This is a genomic window from Acetanaerobacterium sp. MSJ-12, from assembly GCF_018917875.1.
Classification (GTDB): Bacteria; Bacillota; Clostridia; order Oscillospirales; family Ruminococcaceae; genus Bittarella; species Bittarella massiliensis.
In genome coordinates this window covers 55,797-72,454 of record NZ_JAHLPK010000006.1, presented here as the reverse complement: position 1 = coordinate 72,454, position 16,658 = coordinate 55,797, and the positions used below count along the sequence as shown (strand labels likewise).

The window sequence follows — 16,658 nt, the reverse complement described above, 5'->3', positions numbered from 1 at the left end:
ATCTTCTGCCCTATACTCGGTCTTACCGAGAGCAGAAAGGGGCTTTTTCATGTACCTGCACATCTTAAAAAAGGACCTGCGGCGCAAAAAGACCATGAACGCCATCCTCCTCGTCTTCATCGCCCTGGCGGCGACCTTCATCGCCAGCAGCACCGGCAACTTGATTGCCATCTCCACCGCCCTGGACAGCTATTTTGACAGGGCCGGTCTGGGGGATTTTACGGTTGTCACCGCCAACAACGGCGGGAATGACGGCGAGTTGATCGACTTTTTAAACGAGAGCGAACTGGTGGAGAGCTGGGGCCGCAGCGAGCACCTCTACCTGGGGCAAAACCTCTGGCGAAACGGCGAGGCGCTGGAACTGCAAAACACCGGCTTCCTCAGCTCCCTCGACGCCCAGCTGACCCTCTTCGACAGCGGCGACCGCCCCCTCACCGCCATCGAGGACGGGACCATCTACCTCCCCCTCAAGGTGATGGAGGACGCCGGTCTGGTCCGGGGCGACACCATCACCCTGCGTACCGGGGCGCTGGAGATGGACTTCACCGTCGCCGGCAACGTCAAAGACGCCTTTCTCGGCTCCTCCATGATGGGCTCCTCCCGGCTGCTCATCAGCCGGGGCGACTACCAGACCCTTGCCCGGGAGGGCGACTGGGACAACCAGACCGGGGCCATCTACTCGGTCAAGACCGGCGACGCCCCGGCGCTGCAGCGGGCGTACAACCGCCTGGGCTTTCCCGCGGTGGTGGCCTGCGACCGCTCTCTGGTGGCCACCACCTACGTCATGGACATGGTGGTCGCCGCAGCCCTCTTGGCCGTCAGCGCCTGCCTCATCCTCATCTCCCTGGTCATCCTCCGCTTCACCATCACCTTCACCCTGGAGGAGGAGTACCGCGAAATCGGTATCATGAAGGCCATCGGCATCCCCGCCCGCAAGATCCGCGGCCTCTACCTGGTCAAATACCTGGCCATCGCCCTGGCGGGGGCGACCGCCGGCTTCTTCGCCAGCATCCCCTTCGGCAACCTCTTTTTGGAGCGAGTGGGCAAAAACATCGTCCTTCCCGCCGCCGGGGGCGGCGGGGTCCTCCTCCACCTGCTCTGCTGTGTCCTCATCGTGGCGGTGGTCGTCTCCTTCTGCTCCCTCTGCACCCGGCGCATCGGCTCCCTCTCCCCCATCGACGCCATCCGCAGCGGGAAGAGCGGCGAGCGGTTCCACCGCAAGGGGGCGCTGCGCCTCTCCCGCGGGCGGATGCCGGTCCTCCCTTTTCTGGCCCTGGGGGACATCCTCAGCGGCTTTCGCCGCTTTGCGGCCCTGCTGGTCACCTTCACCATCGGCATCGTCCTCATCATCGTGCCGGTGAACACCGTCAACACACTGGGCAGCGGCCATCTCATCGACCTGTTCGGGATGGTCGAGAGCGACCTCTACCTGAACAGCGACGAGCGCACCATGGAGTTTTTGGTCCCCGGCGGGCGGGAGAAGCTGCGCGCCCACCTGCGCCAGACCGAGGAGACGCTGGCCCAGGAGGGGATGCCCGCCGACTGCTGGGCCGAGACCATCTTTCGCTTTCGCATCTCCCTGGGGGAGGAGAGCACCTCCGCCTTTGCCATTCAAGGCACCGGTGTCGACGCCGGCCGCTACACCTATTCCAGCGGCAGCGCCCCCGCCGGGCCCGGCGAGGTGGCCCTCACCCACATCACTGCCGACGCCGTCGGCGCCCAGATCGGCGACCGGGTCAAAATCAAGATCGGCGGGGAGGAGAAGTCCTTCCTGGTCACCGCCATCTACCAGTCGATGAACAATCTGGGCGAGGGCATCCGCTTCTCGGAAAAGGAGGATCTCGACTACCACTACGGGTTCGGCGGCTTTGCCACCCAGGTGGCCTTTCGCGACCACCCCGGCGAGGGGGAGATCGCCGTCCGGGCCCAGCGGCTGAAAGAGCTCTTCCCGCGCGAGCGCATCTACACCGGGGCCGGATACGTCAGCTATATGATCGGGGACACCGCCGAGCAGGTCGACCAGGTCAAGCAGCTGATCGTGGCGGTCATCCTCGCCATCAACGCCCTGGTGGCCCTGCTGATGATGAAGAGCTTTCTCACCCGGGAAAAGGGCGAGATCGGGATGCTCAAGAGCATCGGCTTTCGGGACGGGGCCATCATCGCCTGGCAGGTGCTGCGCATCGGCATCATCCTGGCGGCGGCCACCCTGTTGGGGGCGGCTCTCTCGGGGCCCATCGCCCAGCTCTCGGCGGCCAAGGCCTTTGAGATGATGGGGGCCAGCCACATCGAATTCGTCGTCCACCCGCTGGAAGTCTATCTCCTTTACCCCCTGCTGGTGCTGGCCGTCACCCTGACCGTCAGCGCCCTGGCGGCCCTCCCCATCCGCCGCATCTCCCCCCGCGAGACCAACAACATTGAATAAAAGGAGCGAACGGCCATGGCTACTGCGCTGCAAACCAAAGACCTCTGCAAGACCTATATTGTCAACAAGCGGCAGAACAACATCCTCAAAAACGTCGACCTCACCGTGGAGGAGGGGGAGATGGTGGCGGTGATGGGCCCCTCGGGCTCGGGCAAGTCCACCCTCCTCTACGCCGTCTCGGGGATGGACCGGATCACCGCCGGCAGCGTCTCCTTTTTCGGGCGGGAGTTGGCGGGGATGCGCCCCCGGGAGCTGGCCGACACCCGGCTCGAGGAGATGGGCTTCATCTTCCAGCAGATGTACATGCTCAAAAATCTGACGGTACTGGACAACATCATCCTCCCCGCCTGCCAGTCCAAAAGGGAGCGGAGCCCCCGGCGGGAGATCGTGGCCCGCGGGGAGGGCCTGATGCGCAAACTGGGCATTGTCGAGACCGCCGACAGCGACATCAGCGAGGTCTCGGGGGGACAGCTGCAGCGCGCCTGCATCTGCCGCAGCCTCATCAACCGGCCGAAGATGATCTTTGCCGACGAGCCCACCGGCGCCCTCAACCGCGCCGCCTCGGACGGGGTGATGGAGAAGTTGGAGGAGATCAACCGGGAGGGGACCACCCTCCTGCTGGTGACCCACGACGTGAAGGTGGCCTCCCGCTGCGGCCGGGTGGTCTACCTCGTTGATGGAAACATCAAAGGGGAGTATACTTTTGAGGAGAGCCAGCCCCGCGCCAGAGAGCGGGCACTGAGCAACTGGCTCATCGAGATGGGCTGGTAAACCCCGCAGAAGAGAGGAGGGCGCGCCGTGATCGACGTGTTGGTGGTGGAGGACAACCGGGAGCTGGGGGAACTGCTCTGCGACTTTTTAAAGGCCGAGGGCTACCAGACCGCCCTCGCCCCCACCGGGGAGGAGGGGTTGGCCCTGGCCCGCCGGGAGGGGGCCCGGCTGGCGGTGCTGGACGTCATGCTCCCGGGGATGGACGGCCTCGCCGTCTGCCGCGCCCTGCGGCAGGAGGGGGACCTGCCCATCCTGGTGGTGAGCGCCCGGTCGGAAAAGGAGGACAAACTGGCCGGGCTGCGCCTGGGGGCGGACGACTACATCGAAAAGCCCTACGACGTGGACATCCTCCTGGCCAAGATCCGGGGCATCTTTCAGCGGCGGTACGAGCGCACCGCCCTGCGCGACGGCGACCTCGCCCTGGACCGGCAGCGCCGCGCCGCCACCCTGGCGGGAAGGCCCCTGGCCCTCACCGCCAAGGAGTTCGACCTCCTCTGGCTGCTGGTGGAGCACCGCGGCAAATCCCTGCGCAAGGAGTGGATCTTTGACCGCATCTGGGGAACAGACAGCTTCAGCGAGCCCCAGACCCTGACGGTGCACATCCAGTGGCTGCGCCAAAAAATCGAGCGCGATCCCAGACACCCCGCCCGCATCCTGACAGTCTGGGGGGTGGGCTACCGCTTTGAGGGGGAAGCCGATGAAGCGCTTTAGCCGCCTGTTTTTCGCCGTCGCCCTGGGGCTGGCCGCCCTCATTCTGGGCGTCAACCTGGCCTTCCTCCTCCCCGCCCGGGAGGGGGGCGGCGGGGCGCGCCCCCACCAGGTGGAGATCAGCCGGCTGGCGCGGGCGATCGCCGCCGGGGGCGAGGGGGCCGTCGACCTCACAGACTGCCGCTACGTCACCCGGGTGACCCCCCTGCTGCCCGGGGAGGACGCGGCCGCCTTCTTTGCCGGCGAAAACCTGGACGCGGCCGTCCGCCAAATCGGCGACACCTGCTACCGCTTCGACTACCGCCTCCCCACCGGCGGCGACAGCACCCTCTTTTGGGCTGCCAACGGGGGGATGATCGCCATGGCGGCCCTGGCGCTCTCCCTCCTTTTTGTCGTCTGGCGGCTCGTTTTGCGACCCTTTGAGCGGCTGCGCGAACTGCCCTTTGAGCTGGCCAAGGGCAACCTGTCATCCCCCCTGCCCGAGAGCCGGGGCCGCCTCTTTGGGCGCTTTCTCTGGGGGCTGGACCTGCTGCGGGAGGAGCTGGAGCGGCGGCGGGCGGCGGAACTCTCCCTGCAGCGGGAGAAAAAGTCCCTCCTCCTCTCCCTCTCCCACGACATCAAGACCCCTTTGAGCGCCATCAAGCTCTACGCCAAGGCCCTGCGCCAGGACCTCTACGGGCCGGAGCGGCGGGGGGAGATCGCCGGGCGCATCGGCCAAAAGGCGGACGAGATTGAGTCCTTTGTCTCCCAGCTGGTCACCGCCTCCAGCGAAAACCTGCTGCAGTTGGAGGTGCGCCCGGGCGAGTTCTACCTCCGCCAACTCGTCGGCGCACTCACCGCCTACTACCCGGACAAGCTGGCCCTGCAAAAGACCGACTTTCGGGTGGGTCCCTGGAGCGACTGCCTCTTGAAAGGGGATCTGGACCGGGCGGTGGAGGTGGCACAAAACCTGCTGGAAAACGCCATCAAGTACGGGGACGGCGGCTGGGTCGCCCTCTCCTTTGATTGGGAGGAGGACTGTCTCCTCCTCACCGTAAAAAACAGCGGCTCCTCCCTGCCCGAGGGGGAGCTGCCTTATCTCTTCGACAGCTTCTGGCGGGGCTCCAACGCCGCAGACCAGCCCGGCAGCGGGCTGGGGCTGGCCATCTGCCGCCAGCTGATGGCGAAGATGGACGGCGAGCTCTTCGCCCAGGCGGGGGAGGGGGAGATGGCCTTTACCGCCGTCTTTCGCAAGCCCGGCGGGTAAGTCCCTCTCCCCGCCCGGTCAGCCCCCCTCCCCCCTTCGCGGCAAAAGACTTCTGCGCAAACAAAGCCAGGGGGCGAGACCCGGTGCACCGGGTCTCGCCCCCTGGCTTTGTCCCTCCGATCTATCCCGCGGCGATGGGGCGGCACTCCAGGTAAAACCGCTTGTCCCACGCCTCGCCCATGGAAAAGGTCTTGCGGGGAAGGGCGCCGTCCGCCGCCACGGCGGGGAAGAGCGACTCCTTCTCCATCCCCTCCAGCAAAAAGCCGACACACCCCTCGTCCCGGGCCAGGCGGCGGACCACGTCCGCTCCGTGGATGTAGTCCACCCGGCCCCCCTCTCGGGCCAGATACCCGTCCAAAAAGGCCTGCAGGGTGCCCACCGACAGGTTGGCCAGCTGTCTGCCAAAGGCAAAGCGCTCCTCCCGCCCCGCCAGGCAGAGGGTGACGCCCTGGCCCCCCTCGCCGGGGGCGGCGGCCAGCTCTTCCCGCAGGGCGGCCAGCAGTTTTTCGCCATCGACATCGAACACCACCCGGTGAATGGGCTCAAAGTCCAGGACCGGGTCGTGGAGGTTGACCACCTCTGCCAGGGCATAGCGGGCCGGATGCACCGCCGCCTCCCCGGCGGGCAGGGACCGTTTAATCTCCTCGTAATGGGCCTTGGCGGCCGCCAGGGAGTGGTTGCCGTCCCCCACGGCAAAGAGGAAGGGGGATTTCAGCGACAGGGCCCGCAGGGCGCCCATCACCCGCACCGCCTCGTCGTCATCGCAGAGGAACCCCTGTAGGTGGCCGCTGTCCTCCATCAAATCGAAGTCGTAGACCTGGCTCAAGTCCCCCAGCCGCCGGGCCGTGGGCTCGACCACCGTCCCCTCCGGGTCGTCCACCAGCAGCATGATGTGGGGACACTCCAGCAGGGCCTGCCGCCGCACCGCCACCCGCGGGGGGATGCGCTCGAGCACCGTGCCCTCGGTGGCCCGCACCGGGCACTGGGCGCCGGGGCGGTAGTCGTACTGCTCCAGGTCCAAAAGCCCCACCAACCCCTGGCGCACCCGACCAGAGCGCAGGGTGCGGCGCAGGTAGACAAAGCCGGTGGCGGCCCGAAAGACCCCCTCCTCCACGTACCGGCGCATGGCGGCGGCCGTGGCGGCCACCCGCTCCCCCTCCTGCGGGGTGCCCAGGTAGCACTCGGGGACGATCATCCGCAGGGCCGAGGGGGCCTGCCCCACCCGCTCCTCCACCCGCTTCCAGTAGTCGGGCTGGGCGGTGTACTGGTCACAGGCCACCACGCTCCACTTCTCCATCTCCTCCACAAGGGGGAAATAGATGTCCCCCGGGTAAAATCCCAATCCAGCCACAGCTGCCGCTCCTCTCTCTTTCTGCTATCTCTTCTTGAGGCGGATCTCCCCGCTGGAGAGCGCCTGCACCTCCCCGCCCGTTTGCAGGAGGGCGCGGCCCTCGCCGTCGACCCCCTCAAAGACCGCCCGGTACCGCTCGCTCCCCCGCGAGACCTCCACCGTCTCCCCGACCCAGAGGAGCCGGGCGCGGTACCCCTCCAGCAGGGACCGGCTCCCCTCCCCTTGCAGCAGCTGGTCAAAGGCCCCTTCCAGCCGCTGCAAAAGGGCGGCCAGCAGGGCTGCCCGAGCCGGTGGAGGGCCGCCCAGCGCCTCTTCCAGGGAGACGATCTCCCCCCGGAGCTCCGGCGGGCAGGGGGTGGCGGCGCAGTTGAGCCCCGCGCCGCAGACGGCGTATTCCAGTTCGCCGCTCTCCCCCACCAGGGAGCACTCGGTGAGGATGCCGCCCAGCTTCCTCCCCCCCCAGTAGAGGTCATTGGGCCACTTGATGTCCACCTGCAGGCCGCAGCAGTCGGCGATCCCCTCGCAGATGGCCACCGCGGACGCCAGGGTCAACAGCCGCAGCGCCGAGAGGGGGAGGGGCTGTTGCAGGGCCGCCGAGAAGTAGAGGCCGCCCGGGGGCGAATAGAAGCTGCGCCCGCCCCGGCCCCGGCCACCGGTCTGTTCCCCCGCCACCGCCACCAGCCCGTGGCGGAGTTCGCCCCCGGCAGCCAGCGCCTTGAGGTGGGCACTGGTGGACTCCATCTGGGGCTGGCAGCAGAGGGCGCGCCCCAGCCAGTGGGTGGCGAGGCGGCGGGCGATCTCCCGCTCGGACAGCACGTCCGCCTCCCCCTCCAGGGCATAGCCCTCCCCTGTCACCGAGCGGATGGGGTAGCCCTCCTCTTTCAGGGCGACCACCGCCTTCCAGATGGCGGCCCGGGTGACCCCCAATTTCTCGGTGAGGGCGGTGCTGGAGAGAAATTCCCCGCCCTGCTGGCGCAGGGCCTCCAACACCACATAGCGCGTCTGCCTTTTGGCCATCGGCCGCCCCTCCCCTCTCTTTTCAGTCTGTGACGATGATACCATATTTCCGGGGGAATGGAAAGGGAGGGCCGTACCGGCCCTCCCTTTTTTCCCTTTATCCCTCTTCCTTCTCCCCCCGTTTTTTGAGGGCCCGCTCCAACTTGCCCAATGCCTTTTTCTCGATGCGGGAGACGTAGGAGCGGGAGATGCCCAGCAGCTTGGCGACCTCCTTCTGGGTTTTGGGGCGCTGGTTGTTCAGCCCGTAGCGCAGCTTGACGATGATGCGCTCCCGGGGGGTGAGGGCGGTGTTGACCCCCTCGATGAGGGCGGCCGAGCGCAGCCCCAGGTCGATGGTGTCCACAATGTCGGTGGAGTCGGCCACCACGTCCAGGTAGGTCAGGGAGCTGCCGTCCCCGTCGGACTCGATGGTGTCGTTGATGTAGAGGGTCCCCGCTGTCTTTTTCTGGGAGCGGAAATTCATTAAAACTTCGTTTTCGATGCATTTGGCGGCATAGGTGGCGAAGCGGATGCCCTTGTCGCAGTTGAAGGTGCTCACCGCCTTGATCAGCCCAATGGTGCCGATGGAGACCAGGTCGTCCTGGTCCACCTGCCCGGCGGCATAGTACTTTTTGCAGATGTGGGCCACCAGCCGCAGGTTGTGCTCGATGATGGTGTTGCGCGCCTCCAAGTCGCCGGTGGCGGCAAATTTGTGAAACAGCTCGGTCTCCTCCTCCTTGTCCAGGGGCTTGGGAAAAGTCCCCTGTGAGGAGATGTGGAGCGCAAAGTACAAGAGGTTTGCCAAAACCAGACAAACCAGTGCGGTATACATGAAAAAGCCCCCTCCTGTTCGATGAGATGGCGGCAAATGGGCCGCTTTTCCATCTATATGCGGGGGCGAGTTGTCCGTATTAATTAGCCAATTCGATTTACTATTTTTCGAGAACTCTCTTTATCCAGTTGGACAAGCGTACTAAGACACCTCGTTTAGTGTCTTTTTTTCCAACTGAAGTGTTTTCTCCATACTGTAGTTCTGTACAGCTACATTTCGTTTTAAACAATTTTTCTTGGTCTAAAATAGAATGGTCATTCTCAAAGAGCAAGTTTTCTTGCCCCTGGCATAGGCCCGTACCTCCAGTAGATAAATACTCTGCTCTTTGCTCTATATCTGCAACCTTGGCGTCCAAAGACTCTATTCTTTGTGTTATATCTATAGTCTTAACGTCCAAAGGCTCCACTCTTTGCGCTATATCTGCAACTCTGATGCCTAAAGGCTCTACTATTTGTTCTAAATTTTTAACTATATCATATATTTCATCTCGTTTTGATTTAAATTTGTCTATTTCACTTTTATACCGTTGCATCTCTAAATACTCCATCGAAAAGGGATTGGAAAGAAAACAGCCAAAAATCTGTTTCTCAAACATTTTTTGCATATTGACTATTCTACTTTCAATCTCATTGTCACTATACTCGCTTTTGGCTTTATCTAAATCAAATTTTTCGCAAGTCTTTTTAGGCAGTGTAACTTCAAATAGTGGGATTATGTTTTTTTCAAAATCTGCAGCCTTTTCCAGTTCTACTTTATGTGTAATACATATTTCTAAAGCAATTTGATCATACCATCTATAGCGATATTCTTTAGGTTCTGTCCTTTCCAAATTAAAATAAACATCCGCGAAATACGTTTTATTCTCTAGATCAAACCTTTTTTCAACTGTTGCCTTCCCTGACACAAATGCTGTAATTGTTGTCTGACTAGAGACCAATGTGAGCTTTGTCAATCTAGATAAAGCCTCTTTAGCGATGTAGTGTATAGAGCTTTCCCCTTCTCCATTATCAGGAGAGTTGTTTTTAGAAACGGCAAAGTTAGACCCCTTTTTATACCTAAAAAAAGCAGTTTTTGTATTTTTTAGATATACAAGCGTCATTTCTTCATCGGGGTAGTAGATTGAAAAATAGACATGCCTTTTGCCTTGAAACCGCTCTTCTCTATATGCTTGAAAAGCAGATATTCTCCGCACCTCACCATCTGCTTTTTTTACTATCGCCAACGTTTTCATAAAAACATCTCGCAAGTATAATAAAGTCTGTCTCTATTCTTTTTTCTCCCCCAGCCCGGCGGTGTAGCCCACCGGCACGCAGAAGAGGACCGCCGTGTCCGGCGCTGAGAGGTCGCCCACCACCTCGGTGAGCACCCGCTCTACCAGGGGCACCTGCTCGTCCGGCACCACTGTGAAGATGGTGCGGTTTTCCTCCCGGTCGGGGATGTAGAGGTGCAGGCTCTGGAAGAAGCGGCCGCCCTCCCGGCCCAGCACCTTGGCCATTCCGCTGGACTCGATGACAGTGGCGCCGCGCACCCCCTCCTCTGCCAGACAAAACAGCAGTTCCTCCAACTTTTCAAAGCGGCTGAGAATGATGATCGCCATCTGCACAGTCGTTTCCCCCTTTTCGTCAGGGCGCCCTTACAGGGCCCGGTTGAAGATATAGGTGTCCCGGTACTCGCCGGTTTTGGCCCGATAGGCCTTGGGCACCCGCCCGATGCAGGTGAAGCCCAGCTTTTCGTAAAGGGCGATGGCCCGCTCGTTGGTCACCACCACCGCGTTGTACTGCAGCCGCAAAAAGCCCGCCTCTTTTGCCCGCTTCAGCGAGTCCTCCACCAGCTGGCGGCCGATTTTTTGCCCCCGGCAGTCGGCCTTGACCGCGTAGGAGCAGTTGGCCACATGGCCGCAGCGCCCCTCGCTGTTGGGGTGTAGGATGTAGAGCCCCACCACCCGGCCTTCCCCGTCCAGGGCGCAGACCGTGTCGGTCTGGGCGGCAAAAAAAGCATCGGCCGAAGCCGCGTCCAGCGGGGTGTCCTGGGGGAAGGAGTCCCCCTGTTCCACCACCTGGTTCCAAATCTCTATCATCTCCGGCAGGTCCTCCGGCCGGTAGCTGCGAAGTGTCAAATCCATTCTCCTCATCCCTTCTCTCACACACTCGTTCTTCTTTAGTTTACTACACTGCGCCCCTTTGCACAACCCTTCGCAAATTTTAAAATCTATACTTTTTCGATTCCTCTTTTCAAGGGTGGCCCTATTTGGACGCAAAGCGGCCGCGGAGAGGGGAAAATCCTCCTCTCCGCGGCCGCCAAAAAGACAGTGAGAGATAGCGCCGCCTTACAGGTTGAGCGGCTCGATGCTGGTGGTGTCCACCTCCTGCCGGGTAGGGATGGAGGGAGCGGCCCCCGGGCGGCCCACGGCGATGGAGGAGGCCTTGGACGCCTTTTCCAAAATCACGTCGATGGAGAGCCCCTCGGCCAAACAGGCCAGGAAGTAGCCGGTGAAGGTGTCGCCGGCAGCGGTGGAGTCCACCCGCTTCACGTCGTAGATACCGTGGGTGGCCTTGGTCTCGGCGTCTTTGTACATGACGCCGTGTTTGCCCAGGGTCAGCACCACCTTGCAGCCGGGGTACTTTTTCAGCAGCGCGTCGCAGATGGCCTCGGGGTCCTTCTGACCGCCGGCGATCTCCTCGCCCTCCACCTCGTTGAGGATGAAGTACTCCACCTTTTCCAGCGGGGCCTTGGTCAGAGCCTCGTTCATGGGCGAGGGGTTGAGGACGATGCGCATCCCCTTCTCGGCGGCGCAGTTGATGATGGTGTCGGTCAGATTCAGCTCGTTTTGCAAAAGCAGGATGTCCCCCGCCTCAAACTGGTCGATGACCCAGCGGATGTACTCCTCGGTGTTCTGGTGGTTGGAACCGCCAAAGAGGAGGATGCAGTTCTGCCCGCTCTCGTTGACCTGGATGATGGCCCGGCCGGCCGGCGCGTCGATCTTCTTCATCAGGGAGACGTCGACCCCGCTTTCCCGCATGGTCTCCACCAGGAAGTCGGCCCCCTCGCCCACCATGCAGGCGTGATAGACCTCGGCCCCGGCCCGCGCCAGGGCGATGGACTGGTTGAGCCCCTTGCCGCCGCAGTTCTTGGCGTACCCCAGGGTGGACATGGTCTCGCCCGGGCGGACAAAGTGGTCTACCTGAAAGACCTCGTCGATGTTGATCGAACCAAAATCCAATATTTTCATAGTACGGCTCCTTTACCCAATCATTGATGATTCTAGTTTACCCGATGCCCCAGGGGATTGCAAGAGAGCAAACTGCCGGATTCCCCGCGCAAAAAATGGGGATAATCACCGGGTCAGCTCCCGCTCCTCGATGGCCTCCCGCAGGGTCTTTCGCTCCGGGTGGCCGTTGTCGAAGGTCTCGTCCCCGCAGATGGTGCGCGGGCGCATCCGCGCCACATTTTTGCAGAAAGCGTCGATCATCTCCGCCGCCTCGCCCCGTGCCCGCTCCATCAGCTCGGGGACGCTCTCCCGGCTCTTTTCCACCGGGCGCTGCAGGTTGCACCAGCGCTGGTGTCGCAGGTTGAGGCAGTCCCAGCTCTCCCGCTCCTGGCGCATGTAGCCGGAAAAGGCGTACCGGCGGCCGGTGAGCCTGTCCAGCCCCAGCCCCACCCTGTGGGAGAAAGCCGCCTTCCCCACAAAGAGGGAGATGAAGAAGTCGTCGCAGAGAAAGCTCTGCTCCACCTTCTCCACCGAGGTCTTGGCCCCGTAGACCGCGCGCAGCAGATAGCTCAAATAGAGGGCGATGGCCTTGGTCACATGGGGGGCGAACATCGACTGGGGGATGGCGTACTCCCGCACGCTGCGGCCGGTGAGGCGGCGGTAGAGGGCGGTGTCGATGTCCGACTCGATGCGGTTGTGGGCGCCGGAACTGACCCGCGGGTCCTCCTGAAAGGCCGCCTGCACGCAGTAGACGTAGGGGTGGCAGGTCTTGTCCAGGGCGTAGTGGCACAAAAAGCCCAGGGCGTAGGCCAGCTGCGCCTCAAAGAAGAGCCCCTGCCGGGTGCGGATGAGGTAGCGCTGCATGGCGGCAAAGTTCTCCTTCACCTTTTTGTGGTGCATCACCGAGCCCCAGAGGGGGAGCACGGTGGAAATTTTATTGAAAAAGAGGATGTCCGGCCCCTGGGCCCCCCACAAAAAGGCGTCGTAGTTGCGGCGGACAGCCGTCTTGGTCTGTCCCTCGGGCAGGGCGTGAAACACCTGGTCGGCAAAGAGGTGATGGGTGACAAATGCGGGCATGAGCGCGTTCCTCCTCGTTGGGCAGCAGCTTGTCGGGGCGTCTTTGCGCTGCCGCGCCGTCTCGCCCTCTCCCCGAGGGCGGAAAATAGAGCCGCCCTTTTGCGGGCAGTTGACTACGGTACTATCATACCAAAAAAGGGGCCGCCAATAAACCCGCGTGGGCAGAAGATTTCAAAAATCACAAATTCTTTCTGCCGGGCCGCAAGTGTCCGGCCTGCTCTGCGCTGAAACAAGCCCCCAGCACGCGGCTGTTCCCCCTTCCGCCCCCACTCTGCGCCAAAGGCGGCGGGAAGGGGTGATCGGGGAGCCCGCTACAGCAAACCCCTTTGCACACGGCCGCCTCTCTTCTGCCCCGCCCTACTTTGCGCCGCCGGCGGGGAGGGGTAGACAAAAAATCCCGGCACAACAGGCCCTTCTACGCACGGCTGTTCTCCCTTCGGCTCCACCTCCACTCCGCGCCGCAGACAGCGAAAAGGGGGGATGAGCAGGGGGGCCCCATCGCAGCAAACCTACCACATTCGGCCGTCCCCCCTTCTCCCTTATCCCCGTTCTGCGCCGCAGACGGCGGGGAGGAACAGGCAGAAAATCCTCTGACCCAGTAAGCCCTTCCACGCGCAGCTGTCCTCCCTTCTACCCCGCCCCCACTCTGCCGCACAGACAACAGGAAGGACTAGATGGCGTGTTCCCCCGCAACAAGTCTCTCTCATACGGCCGCCCCGTTCTACCTCGCCCATCCACCCCATGCCGCAGACGGCGGGAAAGGATGGGCGGCGAACCCCGCCGCAACAGGCCCCTTCCGCACACAGCCGTTCCCCCTTCTACCCCACCTCCCCTCTGCGCTGCAGACGACAAGGAAGGACGGTCGGCAAGCATCGCCGCAACAGGCCCTCCACACACAGCAGCCTTCCCCTCTGCACCGCAGATGGCGGGGGGCGGTCAGGGCAAGCCACACCGCAACAAACTCTCCCGCACGCGACCGTCCCGTCTCCTGCCGCTCCTTTTATTCCCTCAAACAAAACAGTCCAGGGAACTTTGCAGACAGAAAAAACAGGGGAGGCCGTCCGGCCTTCCCCTGTTTTTTGCGCTTATTTAGCCAATGGCCTTGTTGTCAAAGCCCACCACGGTGACCACATTGTCCACCTTGCCGGAGAAGGTGACCTCCACCGCGTCGCCTGCGCTGGTGAGGGCCAGCTCCTCGCTGACATTGGCAGAGCTGATGTACATCGTCCCCGCGCTGGTGTCCAGCAGGAACTTGTAGGTGGTCTGCCCGTCCTTCACCTCAGAGGCGATGCGGGTGACGGTGCCAGATACCTTCTCCTCCTGGGTCGTCTCGTCCCCCTTCAAGTCCTCAGACCCAGCGGCGGTGAGGCCGCTGACATAGTCCTTCTGGGCCGCGGAGATGGTCTCGCCCACGCCGACGATCTGGTAGTTTTTCACCGAGACGAAGGCGTACTGCTTGATCAGCCCCTCGTTGTCCTTGAGGGTCATGAAATAGGTGGGGGTGTTGTTGATGTTGATGATCAGCGGGAAGGAGGCGTAGTAGCCGTACTGCTGCACCTTGCCGGCAGCCGACTTCTGGGCCGCCTCCTCGGTGGCGCCGCCGCCCAGGTTGTACTGGTAGCTCTCCTTGGTGACCATGTCCACCATGATAAAGCCGATGGTGCTGTCGTCCGCCCCCACCGAGGTCAGGCCGGTGAAGAGGTAGCAGTTGCCGTCGTTGTAGACGATGATGTGCCCGTCGGAGGCGGTGAACTTGTCCTTGTTGGAGAAGTTGAGGAAGCCGCGGACGTATTCGCCCCGGTTGTTGATCTGGTTGAGGACGAAGCTCTCGGGCTGCACCCGGTCCACCCACTCGGGCACGTCGGCCAGGGTGTAGGTGTGGGATTCGCCGGTGGTGGCGTTGACCAGGATGGCGCCGGTGGCCTCGGGCAGGGCGAAGCCCCGCAGGTTTTTGTAGGTGGTGATGACCCAGAAGGGGTTGCCGTCGTCGTCCAGCTCGAAGGAGTAGTCGGTCATCCCGGTGAAGAGGCCGCCGCCAAAGAAGCGGGTGTGCCGCTCCAGGTCGTCAAAGAGGTAGCAGTCGGGTTGGTACTTGATCTTGTGCCCCTCCACCAACTGCACGTCCTGGGTGTCGGTGGCCGAGACGATGATGTAGCCGGGGGTGCCGTCCAGGTTGGACAGCCATTTGAACAGCCCCGAGTGCTGCAGGGGCACCGCCCAGATCAATTTGCCGTTGACCTGCTGGATGGTGGGGGTGCCGATGTGGGTCTGACTGCCGAGGGAGGGGTTCTCGCCCAGCTTCTTCTCGGCCAGCTTCTTGGCCAGCTCCTTGTCCACAATGGGGATGTTCGCCAGGTCCATGGGCTGGATGTCGTCGGTGAACTCGCCCACGATCGGCTCGGTCATCTGGTTTTTGTAGGCGTTGACGTTGAAGATGACGCTGGAGGCGATGGTGACCACGATCAGAAAGGCCCAGACCGCGATCAGCAGCCACTTGGCCCACTTGGGGAACTTCTGGTTGTCGCCGAACTGCACGTTGACCCGGGGGCTGTTTTCGTCCCGCACAAAGTGCATTCCGCCCAGCTTCAAAACACCCCAGGCGCCCACGTAGAGGGTGATGACCACCGCGTAAAACAGGGCGCTGCCCTGGTAGAGGGGGTTTAGGTTGACGTTGTTGATGAGGACGTAGAGGATCACCAGCAGGGTGATGCCGGCATACGTCCACACCTTGTGTTTGGTTTTGACCATGATTTACCTCGCTTTTCAAACTCTTTTCTCGCTCTGTTATCTACTATACGGGAGCGGAGAGGACAGGTGTGAACAATCTGTAAATTGTCCCCTTTTCGGCCCTCTTCTTCACGCCATTTTTATGCCCGCCCCGCCCTATTTGTAGTACATGTACAGCTGGCACTTGAGCTCGCCGTTGTAGAGCTTGCGGCGGCGGTCGGCGGTCTTGCCGAACTGCTCTTCAAAGTGGGGGGCGCTGGTGATGATGTAGGACTTGAGGTTGTTGTAGCGGTGCATCTTCCCCAGCGCCTGGTGGATGGCCTTCACCTGGGCCGGGCCCAGCATCCGCTCGCCGTAGGGCGGGTTGGAGAGGAGGATGCCCCCCGCGTCCTGCAACTTGTATCTGGTGATGTCCTCCACCCGGGCGCTGATCTTCTCCCCCACCCCGGCCAGCTTGGCGTTTTGCAGGGTCAGTTCCACCGCCTGGGGGTCGATGTCAAAGCCGTAGCCCTCGAAGTCGCCGCCGGGATCCGCCTCGTCCAGGGCCTGTTGGCGGGCCAGGGAGAAGGCCTTCTGGTCAAAGGTCTGCCAGCGCTCGGCGGCAAAGGTCCGCCGCAGCCCGGGGGCGATGTTCAGCACCCGCATGGCCGCCTCGATGAGCAGGGTGCCCGAGCCGCAGAGGGGGTCGTAGACGATGTCCCCCTCGCGGATGCGGGCCAGGTCGACGATCCCCGCCGCCAGGGTCTCTTTGATGGGGGCCTCCCCCGCATGGGCCCGGTAGCCCCGCTTGTGCAGTCCCTCGCCCGAGGTGTCCAGCAGGATGGAGACCTGGTCTTTGTGGATGGAGAACTGGATCTGGTAGCGCTCCCCCGTCTCCTCAAACCAAAAGACCTGATGGGTCTGTTTGAGCTTTTCCACCACCGCCTTTTTGACGATGGCCTGGCAGTCGGGCACGCTGGCCAGCTGGGAGGCAAGGCTCCACCCCTTGACCGGGAAGGCCCCATTTTTGGGGATGTAGGCCGCCCAGTCCACCGCCAGCACCCCCTGAAACAGCTCCTCAAAGCTGCGGGCCGGAAAGGCCGCCACCTCCACCAGCACCCGCTCGGCGCAGCGCAGGCCGATGTTTGCCCGGGCCACCGTCAGGGCGTCGCCCCGGCAGCTGACCTTGCCGTTTTCCACCGCGATCTCCTCGCCCCCCAGCCGGCGCAGCTCAAAGCCGACGATCTTTTCCAGCCCAAAGATGCAGGGGCAGACCAGCTTGTACTCCATCTCTCTTCTCCCTTTCCACTTCCATCCCCCCGCCTTCGCGCAGGGGGAGAT

14 protein-coding genes are annotated in these 16,658 nt (G+C 62.5%); 4 read left to right on the top strand and 10 right to left on the bottom strand.

Annotated elements, in window-relative coordinates; all coding sequences use genetic code 11:
- Window positions 1–49: 49 nt before the first annotated feature.
- Genes KQI11_RS08185 through KQI11_RS08170 form a run of 4 tightly spaced genes read left to right on the top strand, consistent with a single transcriptional unit; the run spans window position 50 to window position 5,147 of the window.
- Window positions 50–2,422 carry an ABC transporter permease gene (locus KQI11_RS08185; protein ID WP_216401772.1) on the top strand — a complete coding sequence of 791 codons (2,373 nt, stop codon included), beginning with the start codon at window positions 50–52 and terminating at the stop codon, window positions 2,420–2,422.
- 15 nt (window positions 2,423–2,437) lie between these two features.
- Window positions 2,438–3,193: an ABC transporter ATP-binding protein gene (locus tag KQI11_RS08180; protein ID WP_216401771.1), complete on the top strand. Its 756-nt coding sequence runs from the start codon at window positions 2,438–2,440 to the stop codon at window positions 3,191–3,193.
- Window positions 3,194–3,220: 27 nt separating this feature from the next.
- Window positions 3,221–3,904, top strand: a complete 684-nt coding sequence (locus KQI11_RS08175) for a response regulator transcription factor (protein ID WP_216401770.1) — start codon at window positions 3,221–3,223, stop codon at window positions 3,902–3,904.
- Window positions 3,891–5,147: a sensor histidine kinase gene (locus tag KQI11_RS08170; RefSeq protein WP_216401769.1), complete on the top strand. Its 1,257-nt coding sequence runs from the start codon at window positions 3,891–3,893 to the stop codon at window positions 5,145–5,147. The genes KQI11_RS08175 and KQI11_RS08170 overlap by 14 nt, the downstream gene beginning before the upstream one ends.
- Before the next feature lie 121 nt (window positions 5,148–5,268).
- Here KQI11_RS08170 and KQI11_RS08165 read toward each other — a convergent pair whose 3' ends face one another.
- The 10 genes from KQI11_RS08165 to KQI11_RS08120 form a co-directional block, all read right to left on the bottom strand.
- A complete protein-coding gene (locus tag KQI11_RS08165; protein ID WP_353653945.1) occupies window positions 5,269–6,498 on the bottom strand; it encodes a DUF1015 domain-containing protein in 1,230 nt (409 codons plus the stop codon).
- 24 nt (window positions 6,499–6,522) lie between these two features.
- The gene (locus KQI11_RS08160; RefSeq protein ID WP_216401768.1) at window positions 6,523–7,515 is read right to left on the bottom strand and encodes a biotin--[acetyl-CoA-carboxylase] ligase; all 993 of its coding nucleotides are present in this window, start codon (window positions 7,513–7,515) and stop codon (window positions 6,523–6,525) included.
- 97 nt (window positions 7,516–7,612) lie between these two features.
- Complete coding sequence (gene sigK / locus KQI11_RS08155) at window positions 7,613–8,326, bottom strand: RNA polymerase sporulation sigma factor SigK (RefSeq protein WP_216401767.1); 714 nt, start codon at window positions 8,324–8,326, stop codon at window positions 7,613–7,615.
- 100 nt (window positions 8,327–8,426) lie between these two features.
- Complete coding sequence (locus KQI11_RS08150) at window positions 8,427–9,557, bottom strand: hypothetical protein (RefSeq protein WP_216401766.1); 1,131 nt, start codon at window positions 9,555–9,557, stop codon at window positions 8,427–8,429.
- A 33-nt stretch (window positions 9,558–9,590) separates the two neighbouring features.
- The gene (locus KQI11_RS08145; protein ID WP_185914847.1) at window positions 9,591–9,923 is read right to left on the bottom strand and encodes a P-II family nitrogen regulator; all 333 of its coding nucleotides are present in this window, start codon (window positions 9,921–9,923) and stop codon (window positions 9,591–9,593) included.
- 36 nt (window positions 9,924–9,959) lie between these two features.
- A complete protein-coding gene (locus KQI11_RS08140) occupies window positions 9,960–10,448 on the bottom strand; it encodes a GNAT family N-acetyltransferase (RefSeq protein ID WP_185914846.1) in 489 nt (162 codons plus the stop codon).
- Between the two features lie 204 nt (window positions 10,449–10,652).
- Entirely contained in the window at window positions 10,653–11,555 is a 903-nt protein-coding gene (locus KQI11_RS08135) for a ribokinase (RefSeq protein ID WP_185914845.1), read from the bottom strand.
- A 105-nt stretch (window positions 11,556–11,660) separates the two neighbouring features.
- Window positions 11,661–12,611 (bottom strand): zinc dependent phospholipase C family protein, encoded by a 951-nt coding sequence (locus tag KQI11_RS08130; RefSeq protein WP_216401765.1) that lies wholly within the window; start codon window positions 12,609–12,611, stop codon window positions 11,661–11,663.
- A 1,089-nt stretch (window positions 12,612–13,700) separates the two neighbouring features.
- Window positions 13,701–15,359: a hypothetical protein gene (locus KQI11_RS08125; RefSeq protein ID WP_216401764.1), complete on the bottom strand. Its 1,659-nt coding sequence runs from the start codon at window positions 15,357–15,359 to the stop codon at window positions 13,701–13,703.
- Window positions 15,360–15,494: 135 nt separating this feature from the next.
- Window positions 15,495–16,607, bottom strand: a complete 1,113-nt coding sequence (locus tag KQI11_RS08120) for a THUMP domain-containing class I SAM-dependent RNA methyltransferase (protein ID WP_216401763.1) — start codon at window positions 16,605–16,607, stop codon at window positions 15,495–15,497.
- Window positions 16,608–16,658: the final 51 nt, after the last annotated feature.